At 33.9% G+C, this 16,086-nt stretch carries 17 protein-coding genes and 1 pseudogene; 3 read left to right on the top strand and 15 right to left on the bottom strand.

The features are described from left to right. Window positions 1-143: 143 nt before the first annotated feature. The 4 genes from MNO09_RS15590 to MNO09_RS15575 all read right to left on the bottom strand — a co-directional run bounded on the left by MNO09_RS15590 (window position 144) and on the right by MNO09_RS15575 (window position 7,322). Window positions 144-1,331, bottom strand: a complete 1,188-nt coding sequence (locus tag MNO09_RS15590; RefSeq protein WP_000916230.1) for an RtcB family protein — start codon at window positions 1,329-1,331, stop codon at window positions 144-146. A 282-nt stretch (window positions 1,332-1,613) separates the two neighbouring features. Beyond that, entirely contained in the window at window positions 1,614-2,645 is a 1,032-nt protein-coding gene (gene desA / locus MNO09_RS15585) for a Delta(5) desaturase DesA (RefSeq protein WP_140399245.1), read from the bottom strand. A gap of 375 nt (window positions 2,646-3,020) precedes the next feature. Further along, window positions 3,021-5,405: an immune inhibitor A domain-containing protein gene (locus tag MNO09_RS15580; RefSeq protein WP_000739687.1), complete on the bottom strand. Its 2,385-nt coding sequence runs from the start codon at window positions 5,403-5,405 to the stop codon at window positions 3,021-3,023. Between the two features lie 237 nt (window positions 5,406-5,642). Continuing rightward, window positions 5,643-7,322 carry an alkaline phosphatase gene (locus tag MNO09_RS15575; RefSeq protein ID WP_000067232.1) on the bottom strand — a complete coding sequence of 560 codons (1,680 nt, stop codon included), beginning with the start codon at window positions 7,320-7,322 and terminating at the stop codon, window positions 5,643-5,645. A gap of 324 nt (window positions 7,323-7,646) precedes the next feature. Between MNO09_RS15575 and MNO09_RS15570 the strand changes: the two genes are divergently transcribed. Together MNO09_RS15570 and MNO09_RS15565 are read left to right on the top strand one after the other, a co-directional pair. Beyond that, window positions 7,647-8,129 (top strand): DUF2975 domain-containing protein, encoded by a 483-nt coding sequence (locus tag MNO09_RS15570; protein ID WP_000809089.1) that lies wholly within the window; start codon window positions 7,647-7,649, stop codon window positions 8,127-8,129. 10 nt (window positions 8,130-8,139) lie between these two features. Then, complete coding sequence (locus MNO09_RS15565; RefSeq protein WP_000974614.1) at window positions 8,140-8,355, top strand: helix-turn-helix domain-containing protein; 216 nt, start codon at window positions 8,140-8,142, stop codon at window positions 8,353-8,355. A 40-nt stretch (window positions 8,356-8,395) separates the two neighbouring features. On the opposite strand, the pseudogene MNO09_RS15560 reads toward MNO09_RS15565, so the two are convergent. The 9 genes and pseudogenes from MNO09_RS15560 to MNO09_RS15520 form a co-directional block, all read right to left on the bottom strand. After that, window positions 8,396-8,706, bottom strand: a pseudogene (locus MNO09_RS15560) (hypothetical protein). 109 nt (window positions 8,707-8,815) lie between these two features. Beyond that, on the bottom strand, window positions 8,816-9,202 hold the full coding sequence (locus tag MNO09_RS15555; RefSeq protein WP_001253790.1) for a DUF3887 domain-containing protein: 387 nt from the start codon (window positions 9,200-9,202) through the stop codon (window positions 8,816-8,818). 2 nt (window positions 9,203-9,204) lie between these two features. Next, window positions 9,205-9,882: a YhfC family glutamic-type intramembrane protease gene (locus MNO09_RS15550; RefSeq protein WP_001013715.1), complete on the bottom strand. Its 678-nt coding sequence runs from the start codon at window positions 9,880-9,882 to the stop codon at window positions 9,205-9,207. Window positions 9,883-9,971: 89 nt separating this feature from the next. After that, window positions 9,972-11,288: a GHKL domain-containing protein gene (locus tag MNO09_RS15545; protein WP_000276073.1), complete on the bottom strand. Its 1,317-nt coding sequence runs from the start codon at window positions 11,286-11,288 to the stop codon at window positions 9,972-9,974. Next, complete coding sequence (locus MNO09_RS15540) at window positions 11,288-12,022, bottom strand: LytR/AlgR family response regulator transcription factor (protein WP_000021622.1); 735 nt, start codon at window positions 12,020-12,022, stop codon at window positions 11,288-11,290. Before MNO09_RS15540 ends, MNO09_RS15545 begins: the two co-directional genes overlap by 1 nt. Before the next feature lie 178 nt (window positions 12,023-12,200). After that, window positions 12,201-12,779, bottom strand: coding sequence for an HAD-IA family hydrolase (locus MNO09_RS15535; RefSeq protein ID WP_001024258.1), 579 nt, complete (start codon window positions 12,777-12,779; stop codon window positions 12,201-12,203). 23 nt (window positions 12,780-12,802) lie between these two features. Continuing rightward, entirely contained in the window at window positions 12,803-13,384 is a 582-nt protein-coding gene (locus tag MNO09_RS15530; protein ID WP_064475647.1) for a kinase, read from the bottom strand. Next, entirely contained in the window at window positions 13,384-13,926 is a 543-nt protein-coding gene (locus tag MNO09_RS15525; RefSeq protein WP_000395624.1) for a GNAT family N-acetyltransferase, read from the bottom strand. The genes MNO09_RS15530 and MNO09_RS15525 overlap by 1 nt, the downstream gene beginning before the upstream one ends. A 14-nt stretch (window positions 13,927-13,940) precedes the next feature. After that, window positions 13,941-14,324 (bottom strand): VOC family protein, encoded by a 384-nt coding sequence (locus MNO09_RS15520; protein WP_001049874.1) that lies wholly within the window; start codon window positions 14,322-14,324, stop codon window positions 13,941-13,943. A 283-nt stretch (window positions 14,325-14,607) separates the two neighbouring features. Between MNO09_RS15520 and MNO09_RS15515 the strand changes: the two genes are divergently transcribed. After that, on the top strand, window positions 14,608-14,856 hold the full coding sequence (locus MNO09_RS15515; RefSeq protein ID WP_000433607.1) for a hypothetical protein: 249 nt from the start codon (window positions 14,608-14,610) through the stop codon (window positions 14,854-14,856). A 324-nt stretch (window positions 14,857-15,180) separates the two neighbouring features. Here the strand turns inward: MNO09_RS15515 and MNO09_RS15510 are convergent, their stop codons facing one another. Beyond that, window positions 15,181-15,717 (bottom strand): DUF2812 domain-containing protein, encoded by a 537-nt coding sequence (locus MNO09_RS15510; RefSeq protein WP_000448680.1) that lies wholly within the window; start codon window positions 15,715-15,717, stop codon window positions 15,181-15,183. A gap of 7 nt (window positions 15,718-15,724) precedes the next feature. Then, a complete protein-coding gene (locus MNO09_RS15505; protein ID WP_000991836.1) occupies window positions 15,725-16,042 on the bottom strand; it encodes a PadR family transcriptional regulator in 318 nt (105 codons plus the stop codon). Window positions 16,043-16,086 lie beyond the last annotated feature (44 nt).

Genomic DNA, 16,086 nt, shown 5'->3' with positions numbered 1-16,086 from the left:
ATAAAAGTCGATTTCTTTACTCCACTGGAAATCGACTTTTTTTCTATCACATCCACCATAAAATGAAACTACTTCCCTTGATTAGATTGTTTCCAAACAAAAAATACGAAAAATAGTTTTTTCTGGCTGCTTATTTATCCCTTCTAATTCGCTTTAAAATTATATAATGGCTTAATAATGTGCTTTATATCTATCGTTTCTTTTGTATTTGTTATAATTTCATCCATTGGCTTGTATACCATTGGTGCCTCATCAATTGTGCTCTCTACTACCGATGTAGTCCAAACCTCTTTCATCGTATTTTGGAAGTCCTCTAGACTCAATAATTCTTTAGCCTTCTTACGACTCATGATACGTCCTGCCCCGTGCGGACCAGAAAAGTTCCAGTCTGGATTACCTTTACCAAATGCAATAATTGAACCATCTCTCATGTTAATTGGAATAATTACTCGTTCATCTTTCTGAGCTGAAATAGCACCTTTTCGTAGAATCATATTTTCCATGTCAATATAGTTATGTATTGTAGTAAATTGATCAGTTACTTTCCAATCCATTTTAGTGACAATTTCTTCAATCATTGCTTTACGATTGAACTCAGCATACTTTTGGGCTATATTCATGTCATTCATATAATCTTTGAATCCTTCTCCTTCTAAATAAGCTAGTTCTTTACGAATCTGTGGCTTCTTAATTCCACGTAAAGTTTCTTGTATTTCTTTCTCTCTCCCCTCTTTAGTTAATCTCTTAATAATCTCATCCTTCATTGATGTAACATGAATTAGTTGTTCATACGCGAAGTTCTGGTAATACTCTGCTATTTGTTTACCTAAATTACGAGAACCACTATGAATGACAATATATACATTTCCTTTATCATCTTCATTTAATTCAATGAAATGATTTCCTCCTCCAAGAGTACCTATACTTTTTTGAGCTCGTTGTAATGTATATGGGGCCTTCACACCATGAAAATCAATCATTTTTGAGAATCGATGTTCTTTATCTCGGATACGAAAACCACTTGGAACAAATTTACGAATCGTTTCGTCTAAGTAATCGAAATTAATTTCTTCTTTTTTCTTATCAATCACAACAACTTCCATACCACAACCAATGTCTACCCCTACAAGATTAGGAACAATTTTATCTTGTATTGTCATCGTTGTTCCAATCGTGCAACCTGCTCCTGCATGTGTATCTGGCATAATACGAATTTGACTATCCTTTACAAATTCTTGGTTACAAAGATCAATAATCTGCCCAGTTGCAGTCTCATCAACGTTATTCGTAAATACTTTTGCTTCATTGTATTTTCCTTGTAATTTCAACATCTTTTATGTCCCCTTCCTTTTGAAAGAATTATTTTATTACGTTGTATGTGTTCTTATAATTACTATCATCCACCTTCTGCTTTCCATTATATATGTACTATATCCTTCACTATAATAAAAAATTATAATGATTCATTTTGTTTACATAATATAATTACTGTCTCTTTATATTTATACCTACACATAAGCATTCCTCCTCCTCAATATCGATCATATAATAATTAAACAAAAACTCCCCTTAAATCGAAAATGATTAAGGAGAGTTTTTTATATACGATGAAATTATAGTTCAGATTTCACTCGAACAGAAACATTGTTTTTAATTATTTTTTTGAATTCTTTAAAGGTAACAAAATTGTTACTTTTCTCATCCCAAAGACGAAAACGGAGTGATCGTAAGCTTGTAGCAAGTGTAATCGTTGGTACATTTTTTAACGGAAGCGTATTATTGTGTGCCTCTTCTAGTTTATAGTTAGGTACTCTTGGACTTAAATGGTGAACATGATGGAATCCAATATTACCAGTTAGAAATTGCAAGATTTTTGGAAGTTTATAAAATGAACTTCCTTCCACTGCCGCTTTCACATATTCCCAATCTTTATCCTCTTCAAAATAAGAATCTTCGAATGTGTGCTGTACGTAAAACAGCCAAATTCCTACTGAACCTGCTATTAAGAATATAGTGCCATGCACTAACAGAAACGATTGCAACCCAATTGCCCAGCAAAGTATAGCTATTAAAGCAACGATTATAATATTCGTCAAATACGTATTCATACGTTCTTTCTGTCTAGCACCTTTTCGGTTAAATCTATTTTTAAGTAAGAAAACATAAATCGGACCTAATCCAAACATAACGAATGGATTGCGATATAAGCGATATGCTAAACGCAGTCTAAATGGAGCAGCTACATATTCATCAACTGTAAGCGTCCAAATATCTCCTGTACCTCTCTTATCCAAATTACCACTTGTAGCGTGATGAATAGAATGCTCATGTCCCCATTGATCAAACGGGAATAAAGTTAACACACCCATACATGTCCCTACGATTCTATTTGCAGGTCGACTTTTAAAGAATGAATAATGGGTACAATCATGAAAAATAATGAAAATCCGTGTCATAAAACCAGCGGCTAACAGAGATGGAACTAACGATAACCAATAAGAAACGGACAAACTTTTATAAGCAAGGTACCATAAAATAATGAACGGCACAATTGTGTTAATAAGTTGCCACACACTTTTTTTAATCGTTGATTTTTCATACGGAGCAACTTGTTTTTTTAAATTTTTAGTATTTTCTAATGTCATTGGTCTAATTCCTTTCCTTTATGTTGCTATTTCACATTATAGCATACTATTAGTATCAGGTGTTAAAAGTAGCTGTAATAAATATTATATAATATAAAAATCTCTTTTTTCTTACTCATTACTTACAAATTACTTACGGTCAAAAAACCTTATATAATCGGACTGATGGAGCATTTCAATTATAAAAGAAACATCTATTTTTTCCAATAAATATATATAAAAGCAGAGGACTTTTTCACTTCTGCACATCTTTTCATTTCTTTAAATGGTAATTTTTTTCGATTTGTATTTATGTAACAGTTTTTTCTCACAAGAAGAAAAGAGCTGCCATAAGTCAGGTTTCACCGACTTATGGCAGCTCCTTTTCATTTTATTTTAGCGGTGGATCCAAACTGCACCTGCAGACTTGTCTTCAGCTTGACCTACTACTTCAAACTTCAATCCAAGTTTCGGCAACTTACGTCCGGCATCTGGAATAACACTGTTGATGTATTGCTTAGAATCATCAAATTTCGCAACGCCTGGCAATCCTTTATAATCAAAGATACCGCGGGTTGGCGAATTTACTTTCCATGCTGGCGTTTGATCAAATGAGAATGCCGCATCGGCAATTTGATAACGCGTACTGCTCTTCACAGTTGGTTGTCCATTTAATGTTCCTACGATTGCCTCTGGATGAGAATCTACTACCCCAAGGAATCCTTCGCCTGGATGAACGCCTACCCAGTTATCTGTAAAGCTTTGATCCGCATACCATACAACCATTCCTGTATTAAATACTGGACCACGTGCATGTTGTAGCGCCGTGTCAGACCCAGCGTAATTTCGCCACTCGATATAGTAGTTATGTTTTTTCTGTTCAAATCCGTTAGACACAGTAAATCCTTTTAGCGTCATTGCTGGCTGGCCTTCTGCATCATCAGAGAAAACAACTTTTCCATCTACAGTTAATGCTGCATTGTCTAACGCAAATCCTTTATAAGCTACTGCAATATCTGTTACATACTCAAATTGCAGTTTTACTTTCTTTCCTTTAAATTGGCTTAAATCGTATGATTTATCAACCCACTTACCATCTGTTGTATCTACGCCGCCTTTTACATCTTTTTCGCCCATTCTATCAATACGTGTCTTCGTTCCATCTTCTGCAATCGCATTTACGTCAAGGAAATCATACTTCGCTTCCAATTCATAAAATGCCTTATAATCAAACTTAGCATCCGTTGCAGTCGTTAAGTCAAATACTGGTGTCTCAAGTGTTGTATGAATGTCATTTCCTTTTGTGCTGTAATAAAACTTCTTACCAAATGCTGATTCGATATTCTTTATATCTTTGTCTGGCAAGTTAACACGAACGATTCCTGGTCGTTTTGATTTTGTAACACTTTGATCTAAATATGTTGCAGTACCAATTCCCGTGCGAAGTTTATCATAATCTACCTCAACGATATTCGCCCAGTTACCCTTCATATTCTTTTGGAAAAACTCTTTATTTTGTGGCGAGAAACTTGTTGGCTCTGTTCCCGCAATTTTTCCAGCCCAGCTACCGCCGCTCATAAGGGACCATGATTCAACAGGTTCACCTTGCCCTGAATACTTTGTATCATATTCATCTGGTAAGCCTAAATCATGACCGTACTCATGTGCAAACACACCAACTGCTCCGTCTTCAGGCTCAATTGTATAATCATATGCAGCCATCTTTCCGCCCCAATTTGAAACAGAAGATTTTGTACCATCAATTGCATATGGCTTTGAGCCTAGTTTTGAACGATGAGACCAAATCGCATCATCTTTCAATTTGCCGCCGCCAGCTTCTTGACCTACGCCCGCATGTACAACCATTAAATGATCAATAATTCCATCTGGCTCGTTTTTATTTCCATCACCATCTTGATCGTATTGATCAAATTGATCATAATCAGCTAAATTAATGCCTTTTGCTACAGCTGCTTTTAATGCTTCTTTCACAAAATCGCGTGGCCCTAAAGGACCTTTATTATCATGACCAGTCCCCGCATCCGCACCATAATCTGAAGCTTTTCCTGGAACAGTAAGCCATTCGGTTACAGTGCCATCAACTGTGTAGCTTCCGCCAGATTGCTCTTCATAATATTGTTTAAAAGTGTTAATCTTCGATCCATCAAATAACGTAAATTGCTCATCACCAAATAACATTTTTTGATAATGTTCACGATTAAAGTCCTTAGAATACATGTAACCCGGTTCTTGATCAATATTATTATGCTTAAAATCGCTAAATTCTACGAGTAAAACAAGCACTTTATCTTTTCGAACAGCTCCATTGTACTCTTCTTGCTTCGCTGGTGTAGTAGGTACTTTTCCATTTAGTTTTCTAGAATTCAATCCTGCATCTTGTCCAGCCACTGGTCCTACTTCAGGTTGCTGCGCTTGTTCATTTTCCTTCATTTTTGTATCTTTTACTTTTTTCATAAAATCAGAAGCTTCTTGCGTAAGACTATCTCCTGTCAAGATTTCTTTCCCAGGGTTTTCCCCTTTCTTTTTCTCAACATAATTTTCGACAGCCTTTGATGTCTCAGCTTGTGATGCAGATTGATCAATTACTCCCCTTTGTTTCAGCGCTTCTGCCAAACGCTCATCTGGTATTAAATGCTCATCAATTGGTAGAGATGGTGGCGTATCAGCATACGCTGCATGACTTCCAAAAGCAAACGTACTACTTAGCACTGCCGCTGTTGCTAAAACTGATAATGGTTTTAACTTCTTATTCTTTTTCAATGCTTTTCCTCCCCAGTGTCTGCAAATTATCGTTTTTTTGCCGATAGGAACATAATATTCGTTATAATACGAATATTCAATATTTTTAGAAGACTAAAATGTTGAGAAATATTTTTTGGAGGGTGAAAAACATAAAATAGGTATATTTACAGGAAGTCTACTCTAGAAGTTATGATTCGCTTTCCTCTTTTTTTCGAGTAAAATCTCATTAAAAAAAAGCCAATTCCTAAGTACTAGCTAAGGAATTGGCTTTTTTTTATGAGAATATTTTATGAATAAATGGATTGCTTCTTCTAGTATATAGAACTTGCCATTGCTTTCTACAACGACACTACCTAATTCATATTCTTTATTCTTAATACGAATTATATTTTTATTTACAAATAATTGAGCTTTTACATTATTACGTTTTACTATGAGCACCGGGTTTTCTGCATCAGTATTATCTATTGTTACTGTTGCACCTTTTCGTTTAAAGGCTAATTCACTCTCTACAAATAATTTGTTTGTTACTTCTTCTAAGTTAAAGCCCATTGCTTTCGCCATCGTCTTCGCAATGTCTGTGTTTTGGATCAAACCGTTTGGCTTTTGAGGACCGTAAGAATACAAAAACACATCCTCACCTGTATGGCCTCCTGTTGTGAAGCCTATGTTCGCACGATTGGCCAATAATGTAGTAAGTATTGGACCTACATCCGATTTCTTTTTTGCTGCTTTTACTCTTTCTTTTTCATCATAAGTTAAATTGTCCAAACCGTATAATTTAGCTACATCTTCTACATTTGATAAATCAGATTTTAGTTTATTTGTAGCACCTTCAAGTGTCATTTTCGATTTTTTTAATGGACCAATGTATGCAGAGACCGGCGTAATATTATAGCCTTTTGTCGTATTCGCATTCCCAATAGAAATACCGCTGTTACCATGATCAGTTACAGCTATTAACATCGTATTACCATCTTTTTTTGCAAATTCCAATGCTTCTGCAACTGCGTTATCAAATGCTAATACATCACTAATCATCCCTATTGGATCGTTCACATGAGCTGCCCAGTCTGGCTTACTTCCCTCTACAAATAAAAAGAAACCATCTTTATCTTTTGATAGTGTTTGAATTGCTTTTTCCGTCATTTGAGAAAGTGTTGGTTGCTCCGGATTTGTTGCTTCACGATCCATATCAAATGCTAAAGCATTATGTGAGAAAGAGCCCCAAATTTTCTTAGATTTAGAGTTCAATAATGCATCTTTCGTTTCAACAAAGTCGTATCCTTTGTCTTGAATCACCTTTACTAAATCTTCACCATCTTTTCTTTTTATAGGTAGCAGTGCCACTTTTCCCCCACCTAATACGACATCTATATTTTGATACACTTGCTGCTCCGCAATTACGTCAAAACGCTTACGGTTAATATGGTGAGCAGAAAATCCAGCGGGAGTAGCATGCTGAATTTCAGCTGTAGCAACTATTCCAGTTGCGCGACCAGTGCGTTTAGCACCTTCTAGAACATTGGCAACTGGACGTAACTTGTCCTCTTCTTTTATTGATTTTAAGCCAGGTGAACTTACAATAGAAGGTAATATACCTACATATCCTGAATTCGATTTATTCCCCGTCGCTAAAGCTGTAGCTGCTGGGGCTGAGTCTGTTATAGCTGATTCCGCCGAATAGGTACGAACTCCTCCTGTTACAATTTCATCTAGTGCAAGTGGTTTCCCTTTATACAAGCGAGCTAATGTCGTTGCTGAAGAACTCGTTCCGTCCATAACCATTATGATTACATTTTTCGGTTGCCGTTCTACTTGTTTCACCTTAGCTTCCACCGTATGATAATTCATCATGCTTTCCGTACATAACATACTTAGTGTGATTGTTCCTACTAACAGTAACCTCTTCATCAATAAACCCAAATTCGACATTGTTGTTCCTCCGTATGTTTCACATTCATTTATATACAAAAAGATTTCCACAACCTATATATGTTTTATTAGTCCCCAATTTTCATGAAGCTAACAATCATTACCTTCATTTTCTTTTATTAGTAAAGCAACGAACGGTACATATCATAGCTTTTTATGTTCAAATAACTAGAGACCACACCTTTTTTTATAAAAACGTCTTATCATTCTCTTCACTAAAATTTGTTTCTCAATAAAAATCCGATTGAAATAAATAAGAATTTATTGTTAAACGATAAAATTTATGTTAAATTAAAATGATAATTTAAAAATGAGGTGCTTTATATGAAACAAGGATCAACACTCTTTTTAAAGACAGCAATTATCCTTATCGGTATTCCTGTTTTTGCTTTGTGTATATTTTTAATTCCTAATATCGGGAATTACACAGCGGACTTATACCCGGATATTGCATATATAAAATATCTTGTTTTAATCAATCTATATGCAACGGTGATACCTTTTTATTTTGCTCTATATCAAGCCTTTAAACTTGTAAGCTACATTGATAAGGGGAACGCCTTCTCGAAATTATCTGTTAGAGCTTTAAAAAAGATAAAACAATGTGCTATTACAATTAGTGTATTATATGTAGTAGGTATGCCGCTTTTCTATCTTGTAGCAGAGAGAGATGATGCACCAGGTATTATAATAATTGGCATGATCCTTATCTTTGCTTCAATGGTTATCGCAGTCTTTGCTGCCGTTCTCCAAAGACTTTTAAAAGATGCGATAGATATAAAATCAGAAAATGATTTAACGGTCTGAGGTGAATAACATGGCAATAATAATTAATATTGATGTAATGTTAGCGAAACGTAAAATGAGTGTAACTGAACTTTCAGAGAAGGTTGGAATTACAATGGCTAACCTTTCTATATTAAAAAATGGAAAAGCAAAAGCAATTAGAATTACAACTTTAGATGCTATTTGTAAAGCGTTAGAATGCCAACCAGGGGATATTTTAGAATATCAACCGGAAGACAAGGAATAAAAAGAGTCCTTCTCGTATGAAGGACTCTTTTTATTCGGCATTATGGTGCAAAACTAACTCGACCAGTCAAAACTAAAATAATCGCGATGATCCAAAATATAAAGAATGATAAGGACAGTATTAACGAAAGAATAGCAATTCCCTTCTTCTCGTTTTTTTCGTCATCGTAATGACAGAAAGTATGATACCTGCAACTGTGAGGGCAACTGTAATATAATCTCCCACTATATTTCCTGCATTGGCTATCCTTGTCGGTGTTATAAAAACGAACAGAAAACATAAAACACCGATGAGTAAAGATATGTAGCTTATTATACTGTACTTCTTTTTAGGGACTATTTCAGTTTTCATACTAACCCACCCCCTTCTCTATAGCTATGAGTTCATATTAGCACAAATAACCATAATTTGGTTAAAACAATAAAAACAGCTACAGCGGAGACTTCCACTGTAGCTGTTTTTATTTAATAAATAAACCTACTATTTCTTCTTTATCATTATAAGTTATAATATATGTCCGTTGTTCCTTGCTATACTTTGCTACAAGAATAACAGTATAAAGACCATCTTTTTCTTCAATCGATTTTTTCTCAATTTTTTCGAACGTTCCAGCTTTCTCAATTACAGGTGTAAGATCTTTCATTTTTTCTTCTGGCAATCCAGCTTTCATTTTACTATCAAATTTTTCATGCACGTCTTTATACTTCGCCTCATTTAATAATGATACAATTTCTTCCGCCTTTGGAATAAATTTTTTTGACGTACTTTCATCTACTTTATTACCGGTACATGCTGCAAGCGCGAACGCCGCGATAGCACTTATAATAATAAGTAACATTCTTCTCATTTTCATACACCCTTTCTTTTTAAAATAAAACTATAACTAAAAACGAGTAAAGCACAAATTGCTATTGAAACTTCTGACATAATGATCCCGTTTTTCCCTTGTACATATAGAGATATAATGCCAGCTAATGCATTTGCGGTCCCATGGATGAGAATTGCATATACAACATAACGGAATTTCTTTTGGACGACAGCTTGTAATACAATGAAGGAAAGTCCAATATGCAATATCATCGCGAAGATGCGCTCAATACCGCCGAAATAGTAACTGTCACCATTTTGAATGACTGTTTGTGACAATAATAGAGATATTACCGGGATACCAACTATCAACACTGCCTCAATACCACCATGCCCTGCTCCAAATAAAAAACCAGACTGCCAATCTCGTTGCTTCATAAAATAACGCATTGCAATAAAACGAGCTATCTCTTCAAAAATTCCAGCTGATAAACTAAGCAAAAGTACAAATAATACAGGCTGCATTACTGAAAACATTTGAAAATCTATGCTAGTTCCATTTACATAATTCAGTATTGGTATGCGAATCAATATTTGTGATACAACAAAAGCCAATACACCTAACATATAAGGAATATAGCGTTTCTTCCAAACAGCATATAAAAGTGCTACAAGCGGTAAACCAAAGCTAATCATTGTTGTAAAAATAAGACCATTCATCTCGCTTCACCTCTTACTTAAAGTGTATATAAACGAGTGAAGGAAGTATGTAGTTCTTTCCTATTCGGTTTCATTTTCATCATAGATGGTCATTTCATCTCTTTTAATATGAATGTTTGCGTGAAATAAGGACTTACATAAGTTGTTTCTAACGTCGCGTTATTTGTTTTATTCATAATCCGTTTTAACGAAAATAGCCCGTATCCTCTCGCTCCTGCTTTACTTGAATGGTTTTTCTCATAAATTTTTTGCAAATCAATCGCTTCACTCTTTGAACTATTACGTACGATAAAATATTGTCGTGAATCCAATTCAAAAAATGCGATTTGCAATATCTTTTCCTCACTATGTACTGCCTCTTCAATTGCATTGTCTACTAAAACTGAAATGATTCGAATAAATGAAATGATCGTCATCGAAACACTTTCAATGTTCTCTGGTATATCGAGCATTACTTTTATTTGATGCTGCTGAGCAGTGCCAACTTTCACCCTTAATACACTTCTTACTTCAGGAATATGTATGCGAGATAATTTCGCAATATCAAGTTCATGATCATTTATTGTTTTTAACGTAGGAGCTATAACGTCATAATACACTTGCTCAATTTCTTTCACATTTTTCATACGTATTCCCTCTTCTAACGATAGTAATACATTCATATAATCATGACGAAAACTAGCAAGCTCGTCATGCATATCCTCCAATTTCTCCACATAATCTAATAACTCTTTATCTAAGCGTTTTTCATGCTCTTCTTGTAACTTTGCTTTCGATAAATGTGAACTTATAAGTACTATAATGACTAATAATAAAAATACAATAATCGCTGAAATATAACTTAATTCACTGTATTGTCGATTTAATTGTGCTAAAAACGCAGTAGATGGCTGAGTTAAGATTAATTCAATAATAAATCCGGCAATTAATAATATATAAGTTACATAGTATAGCCGACTACCTACTATATATTGAGCAATTTTTCGGATTCTTTTCCGAGCTACAAAAATACCGATAAAAGTAAGGGTTGATACGATAAGATGAATCATGCTACCTGTCCATAAATATAAATTGAATGGCGTTAACATAAAGGTTTTCATTCCTAAATCAAATAGCAACATTTTCACTAACGTTATAATTACCATACTCACTAGTGCAAAATATACATTATGCTTAAATTTCAATTCATTTTGCATTAATCCTAAACTTATTAAAAATAACACAATAGTACTATTCAACTCTGGGTATCTCGTTACTGTTACGACAATAGCCAGTAAAATAATGAATACTGCACTTAAAGCTATTAACATTCTAACTGACAATCTGTTGTACCGGATTAATTGAATGTATAAAAACGTATGGCTTATACTAGTAAGCAGTATTGCAAATAAATCATAAATATACATTACATCTCACCCTTTAATATGTTACGTACTTTACTCAATAAACGACGTGATACTGGAATACGTTTCCCGCTTTTTAAAACTATCATTTTTTGCTTCGCATCATAAGAAGACAGTTGCTTCGTATTCACGATATATGATTGATGACAACGAAATAAACGTTCATCTACTAATTCAATTTCTTTTAAAGTCCCGTAAAAATAAACGATTCGATCTAACGTCACTAATGCTAAACGGTGCGGTTCATCAGTCATAACATATTCAACTTCATGAAATGGAACCCGTACAGTCGCATTACTATTTTCAACGATAAAGTCATCGGACGGAATAATTTGCTTATTACGCGCTTCATACTGTAGTAAACATTGTTCAAAAACGTTACGCCTCTCCTCGTATGGCAACCCTTTATCAATAAAAGTTAAAGCTGATACCATATATTGATATGAAATAGGTGCAAATTCAGAATGCGTCGTTACAAACACAATAATTCCTTGTGTATCATACTTTCGTATCTCTTGTGCCACTTGTAACCCTTTACGCTCTTCTCTTTTTATCTCTATATCTAAAAAATAGATTGGGATATACTTCGCCTTAGGAATGTTTGTAATAATGTTTTCACTTTTACTAGTTACCTCTATAAAATCAAAAGGCAACATATACTCCTCACAAATCTCTTCAACTAGCCGCTTCATTTGCTGTGCTTGTATGACATCATCTTCTAAAATGAAAATACTCATGTGATCACTCGCTTTATTGAAATCTTTTCATCTATAGATTTATCTATAACTATATAATTCAAATCGTTATACCAATCTCCTCCTAATTACTAGAAAGTATTAATTTTCTATAGTTTTTATAAAGCATAGAAAATAACCTCTACTTTCAAGCAAAAAGTAAAGGTTTTATTTGAATTATTTATAAAATAACCTCTCTATCAATCACTACGTTAAAAAATTCCGAGTAATGCGATAAAGAATAATTCGCTACATCACAGTTCCCTTGAAACATACATGTTGAGATACCTAATTCTTTTGCAGGTAATAAATCTAATTCTCTATCACCAATAGCTAAATCAATATTGTGCTTTTTATGCAAATGATCATAAGATAAAGCGTTCGGTTTTCGGGGGAAACCATCGTCAATTGTAACCATGTCTACGAAGTATTTGTTCCAGCCGTAATGATTTAATATAGATAATACCCCCGCTCTATCTTTATGAGTCATAATGAAATTTTTATCGGCAAACTTTAATACCTCTTCCACTTTTTCAAATGGTTTTATATCTTCTATCATAATACGACTCTCTAATACATCAATTTCACTTAATTGTTTTTTAGATATTTTATAATAATCAATTGCGTGAGAAAATGAAACCTTTAACTTTGTATAGATTTCCTCTTCACTTATTTCCTTCCCTAAAACTTGAGAAAGAATTTTTGTATAAACTGGATACGTATCAAATAACGTCCCATCAAAATCCCATAAAATATTCATTCTGTTCTCCTTCTATTTTCCAATCATTGTATGACTAAATCCGCCCGATCCTTCGGCAATTCCGTTTCTAAGTAAAAACCCTCTGCTTTCCAATACCTATTCTCAAACTTTGAAAGGTTCTTCTGCGTTTCCGGACTCTCCCGAAGAAAACGTGTCTCTCTTGGACAATCTAAATACACCATATAATGAAAGAAATCTCTCCACTCTTTTCGCTGTAGAAAAACACCTTCAATTACAATTACACCTACTATGGGTATCTGTACTTTTTTCATCTCACTTGAGTCTGTCTCATTATTATAGAACGGTAATTTCAGTTTTGTTTCATTTTGTAACTTCTGAAAAAACTTCTGCCGAAGCGACTCAATATCCCATTGCAAATAATAATACTCATACCATTCTTCATAGCCAGTATGATATCGTTTATTACGCTCTACTATATGATCATCAATATGAAAAATATGAAACGGGATGCTTTCTTGTTTCATATTTTCCTTTAAGTTTGTTACAAATGTTGTCTTTCCCGATCGACTTAAACCATCTATACCTAAAATGAATCTATTTTCTTTATGCTTCTTCATAATATTTATAAGCTCGTTTGTATTCATTACTTCTTCCACTCTTCTTTTAATAACGAGTATAAAATTGTATCATGAGCAACTCCATTTTGAATCATATGTTTTCGAAGTAATCCTTCTTCTTGAAACCCTGCTTTACTTAATAATTTTTGAGAAGCTTTATTTTCTACATATACAACAGCTGCAATTCTTATAAGTTGTAACGTTTCAAACCCGTAACCTAAAATCGCCTGTAACGCTTCCGTTGCATACCCTTGTCCCCAATATGTATCGTCTAATTCATAACCAATTTCAGCTCGCTTATGATGCTTGTTTATTAAATGAAATCCGCACGTTCCGATTAATTGGCCCGTGCCTTTTTTCTCAATTCCCCAGCGAAATACACTTCCCTCTTCATAACGATTTTTAAACGTTTGAATCGTTGTTTTCGCTTGCTCAATATTTTCGAAAGAATCCATCCCGAAATAACGTATAACAGATTCTTTTGAGAAATAACGGAACATTGTTTCTGCATCTAACAGTGTTAATTCTCTTAATAATAAACGTTCTGTTTCTAGTTTCGGAAACTCCATCTCTTTTTCTCCTTCTATTCTAATGAACTGCAAATTTCAATATAATTCCCATCTGGATCGGCAATGTATGCAATTGTTTGTCCCCACGGTTTCACAATTGGTTCAACTAAGATCTTAATTCCTTGCTCTCTAAATTGTTCGATTGTTTCTTGTACATGATCAACAACGAATCCCAATTCAAAATGAGAAGATTGTAACTCGCCTTCTGTAAGTGGTAGCCCTGTTAATTCTTTCACATCTTGCCTCGTGTTCATCGCTAAAATTGTAGAACCAGTATTAAACTCAATATATGTACCATGCTCTGCTTTTATAGGTAACTGTAAAATATCTTTATAAAATCTTAAACATTCTTCAAGCTTTTCTACATATAAAATGATGTACTTCATTTTTAAATTCATTTTACATCCTCCTTTATATCCATCCCTAAAATTTCGACAAATGTCTCATAAAAACCTTGTTTCGTATAGCAACGAGCACAAAAAAATGAGGCCGATTTCTCGGCCCCCCAGCTTATTGGCATAAAACAGGAGATTTGATTTGGACATAACCAGTTCGTACTCTTATTATATTTTATTTTTTCTGAATTTTGAATACTTTAAACACCCATTTATATTGAGAAAGTTTTTTTGCTTGCATAAAATTAATGAGTTTAAGAAATGCTACAAATGGAGGTGTATACATATGGAACCAATGCTATGTCCAAGCTGCAAAACGAACCGTACTCGCTTTAATATTCTTGAGCAACAAGTAAAACCAGTCAAGTTAAATCCACAAACTGGTCAAGTAGAAGAGGAATACACAAATGAAAATATGAATGCTTTTCATATGGCTTATCAAGGACCAACATACAGAGTCCAATGCGCTGTATGCGGACTCGTTGAAAATCCAGAACAATTTATTAAACCTGCTCAAAATCAGTCTTTTTCTTAAACATTTTTATTACCCCCTACCAATTTTCTGTAGGGGGTTTTTCGATTTAATATGTTAATCAAAAAATGTTTTTCTTCCTTATTATAAGTTACACCCCACACCTCTTTAGTCATCTTTTATTTTTTTGATCTTCGATATGAATCATTTTTTCTTCATTTATTATTTTTGGGTTATTTGTGGTTCTTCGTAACTGTTAATTCTGTGCCTTTATATAGATTTTTATTATATAAAAAAGAGTGAACAAAAATACAATTATATAGAAACAAAAGAAGTTGATCCCGGTATTTCCCTACAACATCAACTTCTTTTTAACTCTACTTTTTATTATAATATTTCACTTTTTAATTTCTTAATTTTCCAAGTGAGTCTTATAAAGAAGTATATCCACATACAACCTGTAAGACCCGTCATAGCTTTCGCCCACATTGGCACTCTTGATTCCATCGGGCTTATAAATAGATTGTACATTGATGGTAATATAGCTGCTAACATAATAACAAAGAATACTAATAACTCATTTAGTTTTTGTATCCTCGTCTCCTTTTCTGAGTAAATATCAGGCAATTCATTTACTTCTTCTACTTCTTTACAAAAATAATTCCATCTTGTGAAACTTGTTACACGTTCCCAACCTGACATTTCATATATTTCGAAATACTCCTGTTGTTGTTCTTTCGAATCTCTATAAACTAATCTAAAATCAGCTTTGTATATTACATCTTTTGGCTCAGTTTTCTTAAACGTATACATTAAATTATATTTTTGTAATGCCCAACCTTGCTGATGCATCTTTCGTAAAAAAGCTTCTTCTTTTTCTAAATTCCATGCCGTAAAAAACTTAAATACCCTTTTAGTCTCCATCTTCCATTCACTCCCCTAAAATACTATTCCCATTCCTTACAGATCTCTGCAACCTGTTATACTCTAGCTCTAATACTTCTTTACCAAGTAGCGTTAACTCATAGCACTTCTTTCTATCTGTAGAGGCCACTTCAACTATTAACTTCTCTTTTAGTAACTTTGTCGTATTCCCATATAAAGTACCTGGACCGAGCTTTACTTCTCCATTTGTCATCTCTTCTACCATTTGCATAATTCCGTAACCATGCATTGGTTTCACTAGTGATAACAATATGTAATATGTCGCCTCTGTTAACGGAATATATTTTTTCGCTTTCGCATTCATTATAACCACCTCCGATACATCGTTACCTGATATATCGACTAACG

It is taken from the genome of Bacillus sp. N5-665, assembly GCF_022637375.2.
In the GTDB taxonomy this organism is placed as follows: Bacteria; Bacillota; Bacilli; order Bacillales; family Bacillaceae_G; genus Bacillus_A; species Bacillus_A wiedmannii.
This window is presented reverse-complemented; position numbering and strand designations above follow the sequence as displayed.

What these genes read in the sequence shown, in the direction of transcription:
- MNO09_RS15590 (WP_000916230.1), bottom strand. Translation starts at nt 1,331, where the DNA reads ATGTTGAAATTACAAGGAAAATACAATGAAGCAAAAGTATTTACGAAT.
- desA (WP_140399245.1), bottom strand. Translation starts at nt 2,645, where the DNA reads ATGACATTAGAAAATACTAAAAATTTAAAAAAACAAGTTGCTCCGTAT.
- MNO09_RS15575 (WP_000067232.1), bottom strand. Translation starts at nt 7,322, where the DNA reads ATGTCGAATTTGGGTTTATTGATGAAGAGGTTACTGTTAGTAGGAACA.
- MNO09_RS15570 (WP_000809089.1), top strand. Translation starts at nt 7,647, where the DNA reads ATGAAACAAGGATCAACACTCTTTTTAAAGACAGCAATTATCCTTATC.
- MNO09_RS15565 (WP_000974614.1), top strand. Translation starts at nt 8,140, where the DNA reads ATGGCAATAATAATTAATATTGATGTAATGTTAGCGAAACGTAAAATG.
- MNO09_RS15555 (WP_001253790.1), bottom strand. Translation starts at nt 9,202, where the DNA reads ATGAGAAGAATGTTACTTATTATTATAAGTGCTATCGCGGCGTTCGCG.
- MNO09_RS15550 (WP_001013715.1), bottom strand. Translation starts at nt 9,882, where the DNA reads ATGAATGGTCTTATTTTTACAACAATGATTAGCTTTGGTTTACCGCTT.
- MNO09_RS15545 (WP_000276073.1), bottom strand. Translation starts at nt 11,288, where the DNA reads ATGTATATTTATGATTTATTTGCAATACTGCTTACTAGTATAAGCCAT.
- MNO09_RS15540 (WP_000021622.1), bottom strand. Translation starts at nt 12,022, where the DNA reads ATGAGTATTTTCATTTTAGAAGATGATGTCATACAAGCACAGCAAATG.
- MNO09_RS15535 (WP_001024258.1), bottom strand. Translation starts at nt 12,779, where the DNA reads ATGAATATTTTATGGGATTTTGATGGGACGTTATTTGATACGTATCCA.
- MNO09_RS15530 (WP_064475647.1), bottom strand. Translation starts at nt 13,384, where the DNA reads ATGAATACAAACGAGCTTATAAATATTATGAAGAAGCATAAAGAAAAT.
- MNO09_RS15525 (WP_000395624.1), bottom strand. Translation starts at nt 13,926, where the DNA reads ATGGAGTTTCCGAAACTAGAAACAGAACGTTTATTATTAAGAGAATTA.
- MNO09_RS15520 (WP_001049874.1), bottom strand. Translation starts at nt 14,324, where the DNA reads ATGAATTTAAAAATGAAGTACATCATTTTATATGTAGAAAAGCTTGAA.
- MNO09_RS15515 (WP_000433607.1), top strand. Translation starts at nt 14,608, where the DNA reads ATGGAACCAATGCTATGTCCAAGCTGCAAAACGAACCGTACTCGCTTT.
- MNO09_RS15510 (WP_000448680.1), bottom strand. Translation starts at nt 15,717, where the DNA reads ATGGAGACTAAAAGGGTATTTAAGTTTTTTACGGCATGGAATTTAGAA.
- MNO09_RS15505 (WP_000991836.1), bottom strand. Translation starts at nt 16,042, where the DNA reads ATGAATGCGAAAGCGAAAAAATATATTCCGTTAACAGAGGCGACATAT.